This window comes from Pseudoblastomonas marina, assembly GCF_014641655.1.
GTDB classification, from domain to species: Bacteria; Pseudomonadota; Alphaproteobacteria; order Sphingomonadales; family Sphingomonadaceae; genus Alteriqipengyuania_A; species Alteriqipengyuania_A marina.
Genome location: NZ_BMID01000001.1, coordinates 2,103,183 through 2,114,879, shown reverse-complemented (window position 1 = coordinate 2,114,879; position 11,697 = coordinate 2,103,183). Strand labels below are relative to the sequence as shown.

Annotated in this window: 9 protein-coding genes; 6 read left to right on the top strand and 3 right to left on the bottom strand. The window is 59.9% G+C overall.

Translation table 11 applies throughout. The features are described from left to right. The first annotated feature begins 438 nt into the window (after positions 1-438). The 4 genes from IEW49_RS10345 (at position 439) to IEW49_RS10330 (ending at position 5,248) form a co-directional block, all read left to right on the top strand. A complete protein-coding gene (locus IEW49_RS10345; RefSeq protein ID WP_061926353.1) occupies positions 439-669 on the top strand; it encodes a hypothetical protein in 231 nt (76 codons plus the stop codon). Positions 670-672: 3 nt separating this feature from the next. Beyond that, a complete protein-coding gene (gene mobF, locus IEW49_RS10340) occupies positions 673-3,612 on the top strand; it encodes a MobF family relaxase (RefSeq protein ID WP_061926351.1) in 2,940 nt (979 codons plus the stop codon). A gap of 239 nt (positions 3,613-3,851) precedes the next feature. Next, complete coding sequence (locus IEW49_RS10335) at positions 3,852-4,757, top strand: alpha/beta fold hydrolase (protein ID WP_038283498.1); 906 nt, start codon at positions 3,852-3,854, stop codon at positions 4,755-4,757. Further along, positions 4,754-5,248 (top strand): hotdog fold thioesterase, encoded by a 495-nt coding sequence (locus IEW49_RS10330; protein WP_083440145.1) that lies wholly within the window; start codon positions 4,754-4,756, stop codon positions 5,246-5,248. The genes IEW49_RS10335 and IEW49_RS10330 overlap by 4 nt, the downstream gene beginning before the upstream one ends. Here the strand turns inward: IEW49_RS10330 and IEW49_RS10325 are convergent. From IEW49_RS10325 to IEW49_RS10315, 3 genes are read right to left on the bottom strand one after another with little or no spacing between them, the layout of a single operon-like run. Next, the gene (locus IEW49_RS10325) at positions 5,178-6,638 is read right to left on the bottom strand and encodes an efflux transporter outer membrane subunit (RefSeq protein ID WP_083440144.1); all 1,461 of its coding nucleotides are present in this window, start codon (positions 6,636-6,638) and stop codon (positions 5,178-5,180) included. The genes IEW49_RS10330 and IEW49_RS10325 overlap by 71 nt on opposite strands. A 10-nt stretch (positions 6,639-6,648) precedes the next feature. Next, positions 6,649-8,220, bottom strand: a complete 1,572-nt coding sequence (locus tag IEW49_RS10320) for an MDR family MFS transporter (RefSeq protein ID WP_051051456.1) — start codon at positions 8,218-8,220, stop codon at positions 6,649-6,651. Then, positions 8,217-9,344: an HlyD family secretion protein gene (locus IEW49_RS10315; protein ID WP_061926347.1), complete on the bottom strand. Its 1,128-nt coding sequence runs from the start codon at positions 9,342-9,344 to the stop codon at positions 8,217-8,219. The genes IEW49_RS10320 and IEW49_RS10315 overlap by 4 nt, the downstream gene beginning before the upstream one ends. 125 nt (positions 9,345-9,469) lie before the next feature. Between IEW49_RS10315 and IEW49_RS10310 the strand changes: the two genes are divergently transcribed. Further along, the gene (locus IEW49_RS10310; RefSeq protein WP_066581776.1) at positions 9,470-9,961 is read left to right on the top strand and encodes a MarR family winged helix-turn-helix transcriptional regulator; all 492 of its coding nucleotides are present in this window, start codon (positions 9,470-9,472) and stop codon (positions 9,959-9,961) included. A gap of 4 nt (positions 9,962-9,965) precedes the next feature. Continuing rightward, complete coding sequence (locus IEW49_RS10305) at positions 9,966-11,552, top strand: ABC1 kinase family protein (RefSeq protein WP_061926343.1); 1,587 nt, start codon at positions 9,966-9,968, stop codon at positions 11,550-11,552. Positions 11,553-11,697 lie beyond the last annotated feature (145 nt).

Here is an 11,697-nt window from a genome sequence, read left to right as displayed (position 1 = left end):
CTGCGCCGCGCGGGCGCGGAAATCCTTCGGAAATGCGTTCGAAAATCCTTCAGAATGCACTGCCGAAATGACTGGTCACGTGGGGCCGTTACGGGAAATTTGATGGCACACCGTACCCGGAGATCCGGTGTTTGGGATGCGAGGATTTCTGCGGGTTTCGCAGCCATTTGACCATCTGTCGCCAAGTATTGTCATCTGATGTCACTTCTCGATCCGCAACTCACATGTGAGTTGCTCGGATCTAAGCTATTAATTTGAAATCGAAAATTAGCGTTTTCCTACAGGGTGGTCGCTGCCGTAGACTGATGTCAGTCGAGAGGGGTCATTGGGCCGAGGAGGGGCGGCCAAACGTCAGGTGACGCCGTGCGGTTTGCCCTTCAATGCTATGTCGACGAAGACCTTCATGCCCTTGTAAAAGCCGCTGCTGATGCAGCGCATATGAGCGTCAGCCAATGGCTGAAGCTCACCGTCATCGAGGCGCTCGAGCAGCCCCAGGACGAGGCGTTCCGCGATCAGGTTCTGGCCGATCTGCTCTTCACCAAGATCGCCCTCGATGGCTGGCTCCGAACCCACAAGGATAAGGAGCTGCGGGACCGGGTTGTGGTCGCTTACCAACGACGCATTCGCGAATATCGCGAGCGCAAAGCCGCGAAGCGCGAGGGGCGCTGAGCGATGCTTTCGGTTGCCAATGTGCGCTCGGCTGGCGGTGCGGCCAACTACTTCGCCAACGACAATTACTACACCAAGGCAGACGCTGATCGGTCCGGAATCTGGGTCGGCAAAGGTGCGGAGCTGCTGGGTCTTTCAGGCGCGGTCGATGGCAAGGCGTTCGAGGCAATACTGCGCGGGGAACTGCCCACTGGCGAACGGATCGGGCACCAGGGACAGTACCATCGGGCGGGGACCGATCTGACCTTTTCACTGCCAAAGAGCTGGTCGCTTCTGGCACTCGTCGGCAAGGATCAGCGGATCATTGACGCGTACCGTTCGGCGGTCGTCGAAACCCTCCAATGGGCGGAGAAAAATGCGGCCCAGTTTCGCACCGAGAAGGGTGGCAAAGAACGGCTGCATGCAAGCGACAACCTGACTGTCGCGCTGTTCCAGCACGACACCAACCGCAATCAGGAACCGAACCTGCACTTTCATGCCGTCGTCGCCAATATGACGCAGGACAAGGATGGCAAGTGGAGGGCGCTCCGCAATGACAAGCTGTGGCAGCACAATACCTTGCTCAACGCCATGACGATGGCGCGCTTCCGGATCGAGGTAGAGAAGCTTGGCTACCGGATCGGCGCATTCGGAAAGCACGGCAACTTCGAAGCCAAGGGCATCGACCGTGATGCGGTGATGGCCTTCTCGACGCGGCGGCAGGAGGTGCTCGAAGCCCGACGCGGCGGCGGGCTTGAGGCGGGCGTCGTGGCGACGCTGGCGACACGGCAGGCCAAACAAAGCGATGTGGATCGCGGTGCCTTGATGGCTCAATGGGAGGGGCAGGCCTGGGATCAGGGGCTCGACCTTGAAGGCATGGTGCGCGACGCCAAGCTGCGTTCGCACGAGCTGGCTGTTGCGGCTGCCAAGCGGGCAAATGATCGCCCCACTTTACTTGAACGGGGCAAGGCAATGATCGCCAGCGTCGCCGAGCGAATGGGCATCAAGGAGGGCGATCCGCTCATCCCTAAGCGGATCCATCTGAAAGGCCGGGAAAAAATTGCGACGGCTCACGCGGTTGCATCGGCGGTGCGGCATTTGTCCGAACGAGAATCCGCCTTTACGGCAACTGATCTTGCCAAAGCTGCGCTCGATTTCGGCTTGCCGACAACGATGAAGTCAGTCGAAAAGCGCATCGGTCAACTTGCGCAACAAGGTGCGCTGCTGCGTGGGCGTGGCACGCAGAAGGGGTGGCTGACCACATCCAATGCATTGGCGCTGGAGACCCGCATGTTGGCCGAGATCGAGAAGGGAAAAGGCGCAGTTCGTCCGATCCTCAACGCGGACACTGCCGGGCCATATCTGCAAGCGTCGGCAGCCATCAACTACGGCATGAAATTGAATACCGGTCAGGAAGCAGCAGGCCGGTTGATCCTGTCTTCGACCAATCGCGTGGTAGCCGTCCAAGGTGTGGCAGGGGCCGGCAAATCAACCGTGCTGCGGCCACTAAATCAGCTTCTGGAAGAACACGGCAAAAGGGTGGTCGGCTTGGGTGTTCAGAATACTCTGGTCCGCATGCTGGAAAAGGATACCGGCATTCCGTCGATGACATTGCACCGTTTTCTCGGGCAGAATCGTAAGCTGCTTGATGGCTCGGCAGGTAAAGCCGAGATAGCCGCTGCGCGCGAGGAATTTCGCGACACTGTTCTTGTTCTCGATGAAGCCTCAATGGTCTCTACCCGCGAACAGGACCGCCTGATCCGGCTTGCCAATCTGCTCAAGCTTGATCGCCTCGTCCTCATGGGCGACGAAAAGCAGCTGGGGGCTGTCGAAGCGGGGAAGCCCTTCGCTCTGGCGCAGCGCGCTGGGACCGAAACGGCGCGCATGGATCACAATCTTCGTGCGCGCTCAGATACATTGAAGAGGGCGCAGCAGGCGGCCCAGTCAGGCAAAACCAGCGATGCACTCGAACATCTCAAGGATCATATCGTCGAGGTCCAGGAAGACAGTGCAATCGTTGCGGCGGAACGTTGGCTGTCCCTTCCGCCTGCCGAGCGCGAACGCACGTCGATCTTTGCGGCAGGTCGTCGTCTGCGCTCTGAGATAAATGCCGCGGTTCAAACCGGGCTCGCCGCCAATGGCGAAATCGGACCGGCGAGCGCACGGCTTACAGTTCTGTCCCGTGTGAACGCGACCCGCGAGGAATTGCGCTACGCGCGCAACTATCAACCGGGAATGGTGCTTGAAGTGGCAAGCCGCCAATCGCGGCATGATCTCGGACGAGGAAGCCATGAGGTCGCCGCCGTCGATACCGAAAAGGGTGTTGTTACGCTTCGCGATGAGCGAGGGCACTTGCGCCGCTTCGTGCCAGCGAAATTGTCGTCGAAGGGCAGCGACCAAACATTGCAGCTGTTCGAGAAGAAGGATCTCGATCTCTATACCGGGGACGCCATCCGTTGGACGGCGAGCGACCATAAACGCGGATTGATAAATGCCGACAGGGCAATAGTGACCGCGATCAACCAGGACGGCGTGACGGTCACGAGCTCCAGCGGCATGGAGCATAAACTGAAGCCGAACGACCCGATGCTGAAGCGGATCGACCTCGCCTATGCGCTCAACGCCCATATGGCGCAGGGCCTCACAGCAGATAAGGGCATTGCCGTGCTCGACAGCCGCGAGCGGCGCCTGCTCTCGCAGAGCAACTTCCTTGTCACGATCACACGTCTGCGAGACGAGCTCACGCTGATTGTCGACAACCGGGACAAGGTTGGGCGAGGGATTGCGACCAATCTGGGCGAGAAGACATCAGCCGCTGAAATCACCGAGCGACTTGGCCTAGCGGCAGCCAAGGGACAGCGCGCGGGTCAGATCCAAGCGGCCAACCAGGAACCGAAGGTCGAACGAGATAAGGAACCTGAGCTGACCAAGGAGCGGATCAAGCCGTTCGAGATTGGCTTGTAGCGAAAGGGCATGAAATGGGCCGGAAGCGGAAAGGCAGCTTTTATATCTTTGAGCGGATTAAGCGGACAGCGACTGCTGACCGAATCGCAAGCCGGTGCATTAGAGAATGGTCTGGAGAAACCCCTCTTGGCATAGACTTTTGCCGTCGTTGAAACGCCCCTGCAGGACAGCCAACACGGAGCCGAGAGCCACAAACTAAATCGGTTTACTATTTAGCGCGCCTTTCCTACCATCCGGAGATGGCGAGAGAAACCTTTACGATTGAGGGCGCAGGCGCGATTTCTCTTACAGCCGAGGCTGAGGGGGATGCCTACGCTAAACCCGTCCTTCTTGCGCACGGCGGCGGGCAGACACGGCGCGCGTGGAGAAGGGTGGTCAGCGAGCTGGCTCAAGCCGGCTTTCGCGCAATCGCCTTCGACATGCGCGGTCACGGAGACAGCGATTGGTCGCCATGCGGAGCTTATGAAATGCGCGACTTCGCGGCGGATCTGGTCGCTGCAGCGTCGCGCCTGGACCAGAAGCCAGCGCTGGTCGGCGCTTCACTGGGCGGGCTCGCTGGACTGATTGCCGCAGGGGAGCTTGCTCCAGGTAGCTTTGCTTCACTCACATTGGTCGACATTGCCCCGCGCATGGAGCCCAGCGGTGTGATGCGCGTGGTTGGTTTCATGGAAGAGCATGTCGATAGCGGCTTCGCCTCACCAGAGGAGGCGGCCGACGTGATCGCTCGCTACATGCCGCATCGTCCCAAGCGGGGCGCGAGCGATGGTCTGAAAAACTATCTGCGGCAGAAGTCGGATGGGCGCTTCTATTGGCACTGGGACCCAGTGTTTATCCGTAATATAATGGCGGCCAGACAAGGCGACCCAGACAACCAGGAACGTCAATCGGCAATGCTGAGCCAAGCTGCGGCGAAACTCACGCTTCCGCTTCACCTCATCCGAGGCGCCTCTAGCGATCTTGTTTCCGAAGAGGCCGTTTTGCATCTGCGGCAACTCGCCCCCCATGCAGAATACACGGACATCGCCGATGCCACGCATATGGTCGTGGGCGATGCGAACGACGCCTTTTCCGCCGCTATCGTCGATTTCCTAGGGCGCCATCACTCATCCGATACGACTCACCCACATGGGACGAGGGAGCTATGATCGATCGAGAGCGCTTGCAGGAAATGCTGCATATCGCGCCGTTTCACCGATGGCTTGGGCTGGAGATTGCGACATGCTCCGACCAAGGAATCGCGATCACCATGCCATGGCGCGAAGAGATCGTGTCGAACCCTATGATTGGGTCGGCGCATGGAGGGATCCTGGCTTCACTGGTCGACCTCACCGGGCTTTATACTCTGCTTGCCGGGGGCGTCGCGGCGAGAGCGACGGCCGATCTGCATGTCGATTACCACCGTCCTGCAACCTCAGGACCTCTCACTGCTCACGGACAGATCGTGAAGGTCGGGCGACAGATTTCGGTGGCGGAAACCCGGGTTCTCGAGCCCGACGAAAAGTTGGTCGCCAGCGGCAGGGGCGCCTACTTCTCGTCAACCGGATCACTTGATCAGCGCGGCGGGACTATTGATCTCGAACAGGCTCTTGCCACCCAAGGCCCAGCGACTTCTGCAGCGCGATCCACGCCAGCGTAAGGGCACCTTTTGCCCGGACGAGGTCTGCTGAGGCCTGCTGCTGTTCTCGCAGGGCCCGGTTGAGGTCAGCCTTCGAGATCGCTCCTGCGGCAAAACGTTGGCGGTTCAGGTCCGCCGCGCCGTCAGCCTGCTTCTTGATTTGCATACTGGCAGCGAGCGCCACACGCTGCTGGCCGAAGCGAGCCAAGGCACGTTCGGCGTCTTGCAGTGCCAGAAGCACCGTCTGCTGGTAATTGGCGACTGCTTCGTTGCGCGCCGCCCCGGCTTGGTCGATCGCAGCGTCTACCCTGCCGAAATCCAGAAAATTCCACTGGAGGCGCGGGATCGCGAGTGCGGAGAAATCGCCGACATCGACAACGTCGTCCAACGAGGATCCGCCGAGGCCCAGGATCCCCGTGAAGGACAATTTCGGGAACCGCGCCGCCTCGGCCACCCCGATCCGCGCCGTCGACGCGGCAAGAGACCGTTCGGCCGCCCTTATGTCAGGCCGACGCGCCACCAGGCTTGCCGGATCGCCGATCGCGACCTGCTCTGGCGGCATGGGAATGGAATGCGCAGTCGTGAGCGCTGCATCAACTGATCCCGGCACCTGTCCGGTCAGTATAGCGAGTGCATCAGACAGGACTGCGATATCCGCTTCAGCTTCGGCAAGTTGTGACTTGAGCATCTCCAGTTCGGCATTCGCGGTGCCTACCGGGAAAAGCGGCAATGCACCGCGCTGATAGCGTTGGTATGTCAGCGCCAGGATCTCTTCCTGCAACGAAGTCTGCGCCTCAAATTGCTCTGCGCGGAATTGGGCCTCCCGCAAATTGACGTAGGTGCTGGCCACTTGGGCAGTCAACTGGACCTTTGCGTCCTCTGCATTGGCCACCGTTGCAGCAGCTTGGGCATTGCTGGCTTCAATGCGCCTGCGCGAGCCACCGGCGAACTCCAGCTCCCAGTTGGCGTTAAGGCCCACATTGAAAAAGCTGAGCGAGTCATCGATTTCTGCGTCGGAATTGGTTTGCTCTGACGGGGGGGGCGCCCCGCCTTGAATGTCGAGACCAGGAAGCCGGCCCTGCACGGTGCTGGCCTGTGCCCCAAGCGATGGCATTCGACCCGCACGGTCTTGCCTGATGGATTCCCGTGCCTGGGCAATGCGCGCCTGCGCTGCGGCGAGCGAAGGGTTGCCGGACAGCGCAGCCTCCACCAGCCGCGTCAACTCGGGATCGCCGAGCAGCAGCCACCATTGAGCGACAACCGGATCAGATGCGCTCACATCACTGCCAGCGCGCACAAAGCGAGTGCCCGTGTCTGCTGACACAACTTCCGGGGGGCCTGCATAATCGGGCCCTGCCGTGCATCCAGCTAGCAAGGCGATAGTGATAATCGGAGGTAGCAAGTGGCGCATAATCTCGGGCTCAGTGCATCGAAAGGGAGACATTTTCCGGAAGCGGCTTGAGGAACAGAACAAGCGGGACCGTCGCGAGTGTGAGAAGTCCCATCACCAGAAAGACATCATTGTAGGTCATGATGAACGCTTCGCGCTGGAGAGTGCCGCCGAGTGCCGCCATCGCCCGTTCCATATCGCCCAAGCTTCGCGCCAGTCCGTCGAGATAGGTCTGCAGCGAAACGCTGTTCGCATTCAGCGTTTCTTCCATGCGCCTCGTATGGTGCCAAATTCGCTGGTCCTGGAACGAAGCGAGGGCCGAGAGGGCGAATGATCCGCCAAGATTGCGGGCCGCGTTGAAAATGCCCGAGGCATCGCCCGCGTCTTCCTTGGCCACCGACGCAACCGTTGCCTGATTCAGGAACATCATCGCAAGTATCATTCCGGCCCCGCGGATAAGCTGACTTTCAGTGAAGACAGCGCCGCCGGATTCGGCGGTCAGACTCGTGCTGACAAAGCAGCTGATCGCCATCAGCAGCATTCCGGTGCCGACGGCAATGCGGATGTCCACCTTGCGGATCATCAGGGGCAGAACCGGCATCAGGAGAAAGGCCGGGACACCCATCCAGAAGATGACCAGTCCCGTCTGAAAAGCATTATAGTCAGAGATGATCGCCAGAAACTGCGGAATGACATAGGTCGAACCATACATCACCATGCCCAGGGCGAGCGCCATGATCGCGACGCTGGCGAACTGTCGATTGAACAGGAGCTGCAACTTCAAGACTGGCTTGCGTGCCTTCACCTGTCCGTAAATCAAACAGGCAAAGCCGATAATGGTCACCACCGTTAGCCAGCGAATGAGTGAGGACTCGAACCATTCCTCACGGTGCCCTTCCTCGAGTACAACAGTCAGACCGCCCAGTCCGAGGATCAGCCCGAGAATGCCAGCCCAATCGGCGTCCGTGAGATATTCCCATTTGGGCTTTTCGTGAGGCAGCCCGATAAACAGCAAGAGCAGCAGGATTGCGCAGACTGGCACATTGACGAAAAAGGCATAGTGCCAGCTCAGGTTCTCGGTCAGCCAGCCGCCGATCAATGGCCCCATCACGGGGCCAAGAACCACAGTCATGCCGAACAGGGCCATTCCGATTGGCTGTTGGTGCGGCGGTAATCGTTTAGCCACAATAGTCATTGCGGTCGGAATGAGGACTCCGCCCGTGAATCCCTGACCCGTTCGGCCGATGATCATGGTCGTAAGGTCGGTTGCAATCCCGCATAGCACCGAAAATGCGGTGAACGCGCTAACCGCGATGATGAGGAGGGTTCGCAGACCGAACAGCCGTTCGAGCCAAGCGCTCAGCGGAATGACGACGATTTCAGCAACGAGAAATGACGTAGCAATCCAGGTGCCTTCGGCGCCTGTGGCACCGATCTCGCCCTGAATGACGGGGAGTGCGGAATTGACGATTGATATGTCCAGCGTCGCGAGCATGGCGCCAAGCGCGCCCGCGGCCACAGCGACCCAGGCAGTCACGTCTGCGTTCTTTCGGCCCCCGGCCGGCCCGATCGAAGTGTCCTGCGCTGCCAGTATCTCGGTCATTGAGTCCGACTCGAGATCTCTTCCAATTCGCCGGCAGCATTCCGGGTGTCGACCGTAGCCACTACCGACATGCCGGGAACGAGCAGACGCCGCACTTCAGGGGGAGCATCGATACCGATGCGGACGGGTATCCGTTGAACGATCTTGGTAAAGTTGCCGGTGGCATTTTCGGGGGGGAGGATGGAAAATTCCGCGCCCGTTCCCGGCGATATGCTGACCACTCGTCCCGCGATCTCAAGGTCGGGTAGGGCGTCAACTTCGAGCCTGACGCTTTGGCCGGCCCGGATCAGGCCGACCTGCGTTTCCTTGAAGTTTGCCGTCACGTAGATCGCCCTCACCGGAACCACCGTCATCAAACGTTGACCCGGTTGCACGAACTGGCCCACCCTCACCGAGAGATCGCCGACGCGTCCGGCCTTGCTGGCGCGCAGCAAGGTCGATTCAACCGTAAGGTCGGCTGTTTCCAGCTGAGCGCGAGCAGCGTCCGCCTGCGCCTGGGTCTGGTTGATCTGCTCGAACAGGGTCCCTCGGCGCGCGGTCGCGGCAGCCACCGCCGCCTGCGCGGCGACGAGTTCGGCCCGCGCTTGCCGCGCCTGCGCCTCATACTGGTCTAGCTTTTCCCGCGGTTCGGCTCCTGTCGCGGCAAGGGGCCGATATCGCGCCACCTGGTCGTTCGCGAGGTCCAGTGCTGCGCGCGCGGCGGCGAGTTGGCCCCGCGCCTGGCGAATGGCTGCATCCTGTTCGGCTACCTGAGAACGGATTGTGTCGGCACCGGCCAGGGTCGCAGCGATCTGTGCGCGCGCCTGTTGCGCTTGCGCCTGATAATCCCGCAGATCCAGTTGTACGAGGGCTCCGCCGCGAGCAACCTGCTCGTTCTCCCCCACGAAGACCTCTTCGACGTATCCCGCTACCTTGGAAGAGATAACGACGCTGTCGGCAGCGACATAGGCGTTATCGGTCGTCTGCATGTACTGTCCGTAGGTTACGTGCCGGTAGTACCACCAGATCCCGCCAAGCAGCACGGCAAGACCAACGATGATTAGCACGATGCGCAAGCCACGCCGCGATTGCGGTTTCGTTGGGGTTGTGCCCTCCTGCTCCGGTTGGTTGGAGTTATCGGTCATCTGACTCTTTCGGCAGCCTCAGTAAAAGGTGAACGCGTCTCGCGCCCTATGAGCCGTGAGTCAGATAGTAAAGGCATTTAGCAGTTTGCATTTGGGCATCCGAGGCTATCCGACTACACAGCGCTATGGATGAAAAACCAGATACCATGTCACGGTCTCAGCGTCGGCAGAAGGTCATCACCGATGATGACCGCATTCTCTATCTTATGGACGAGATCAGTCGCGGCGCGCGCAGAGTGTACGATGCGAGGGTCGCCAGGATCGGTCTCAATCAGACACAGTGGAGGATCATCGGACAACTTCTTCGCGATCCTGCCCTTACGCAGGCTGAAATCGCCAAGAAACTGGAACTGGAATCGGCGACCATCGGCCAGGCGGTTGCAGGTCTTTGCGCACGCGGGCTGATGAAAAGGCTTCGAGCTGAGACGGATCGGCGAGCGTGGCAGCTCATCCTCACGGAGCAGCTTGACGATCTGCTGCCCGAACTGAGAGGCTCCGCGGATAGGCTTCATGGTCTGCTTTGGCGCGACATTGCCGCCGACGAGAAGCAAACGTTGCAGCAGATTCTTGCAAGGGTATCGGAAAATCTGGACCAACTCCGGGCCGAGGCTGAGTAAAATCATGGCATCGCCCCCGGAAAAGCCTATCAGCAGCATCGCTCGCGCCGCGGAGATCGGCCAAATCCTAATGAGGCACGGCGCGAAGAATCTCGCCGGAGCCCTCGGATTTATTCCCTCTTCGAGCAATGTCATCGATCCTCGCGAATTTCGTCCGGCTGCAGTTGTGGCGTTCCTCCGTGACATCGGGCCAGTCGGCATAAAGCTGGGGCAACTCCTCGCCACCCGAAGCGATCTGTTTACCGAACACTGGATCACGGCATTCTCAACCCTGCACGATCAGGTGTCGTCAGTGCCCTTCGCAGATATCGAGCCCGTACTTGCTTCAAGCTGGGGTGAGGACTGGCGGAGCGACTTTGCGCAGTTCGACGAAAAGCCTTTGGCCTCTGCCTCCATAGCGCAAACCTATTCCGCCAGACTGCGGGACGGAAGCGAGGTCATCGTGAAGGTTCGGCGGCCAGGCACTGCCGCTCGGATGGAGGCTGATGTGCGCCTCCTTATACGCCTTGCCGGGATCGTGGAAGCACGGTCGCCGGATATCGCGCGTTACCGGCCAGTCGAGTTTCTGCGGACCTTCGGCCGCAATCTTGCCTGGGAGATGGACCTCGCTGCGGAATCCCGAGCCTGCGAGCGGATCGGCGCATATCTCGATACCATCGGCGTCAGGACCCCGGCCATCCATTGGGAACTGACCGGGCTGCGGGTGAACGTTCAGGAACGCCTGTACGGCAGGCCCGCGTCTTCGCTGGGCAGCCCATCGGGCGACCCGCGGGTGGCGGCTTTCGCTAAAAGCTATGCCAACGCTGTCCTGCGGATGATCATTCTAAACGGCGAATTTCACGGCGACCCCCATCCCGGCAATGTTTTCCTGATCGGCGAGCAGGATGTCGGCTTCATCGACTTCGGATCGGTCGGGACGCTCACCAAGGCCAGGCGCGACGAGATCGTCCGCCTCGTGCTTGCGATTGCTGGTGAGGAAACCAGCGATGTCGCGGATGTCCTGCTCGCATGGGCGGGGGAGCCGAAGGTGGATCGCGATGCGCTCGCGGTGGATCTGGATCAGTTGATTGGAGAGTTCAGGGGGACCGTGCTATCTGGCATCGAGTTCTCGCAGATTTTTTCCCGCGTTTTCGATCTGTTGCGGGATTATCGACTGGTTCTGCCACCTGATCTGGCCATTCTTCTGCGTACCTTGTTGACTGCAGAGGGCTTCGTCCGATCGCTGGCACCGGACTACAACATCGCCGAAGAGACCCGGCCGATCATGACGGAGCTTCTCGCCGAGCGGTTCTCGCTCGGCAGCGCTCGGTCGGGTTTGAAGAGACTTCGCGGTCAGCTGCTGGGTTTGTCGGCGTCCTTGCCCGACATACTTGCCACTGCGAACTCGATCGCAAAGTCAGGATATGTGCCGGTTCAGCTCGATCCGCTCAGTATCGAGCAGCTCGCTGGACTTCGCAATGAGCGTCAGTCCTTGAAAGGCCCTCTAGCTGCCGCATTGATCATAGCTAGCGCGTTGCTTGTCGATCAATCCTGGCTTCTGGCTGGCGGCGCGCTTGTGATTGCTGGGGTGGTGCTCATCCGAAAGTCATAATGAAGGAGCAACTTAATTCGTGCACGGTCACGATACGGCAAAGCCGAACTTAACGAGGATTTCATGCGCCTCACTTCAGCGACCAAGACGCATCGCGAAGAAAATTTTTCGACCTATTGCGATTGAAGGCTTATTTTCCTCAATC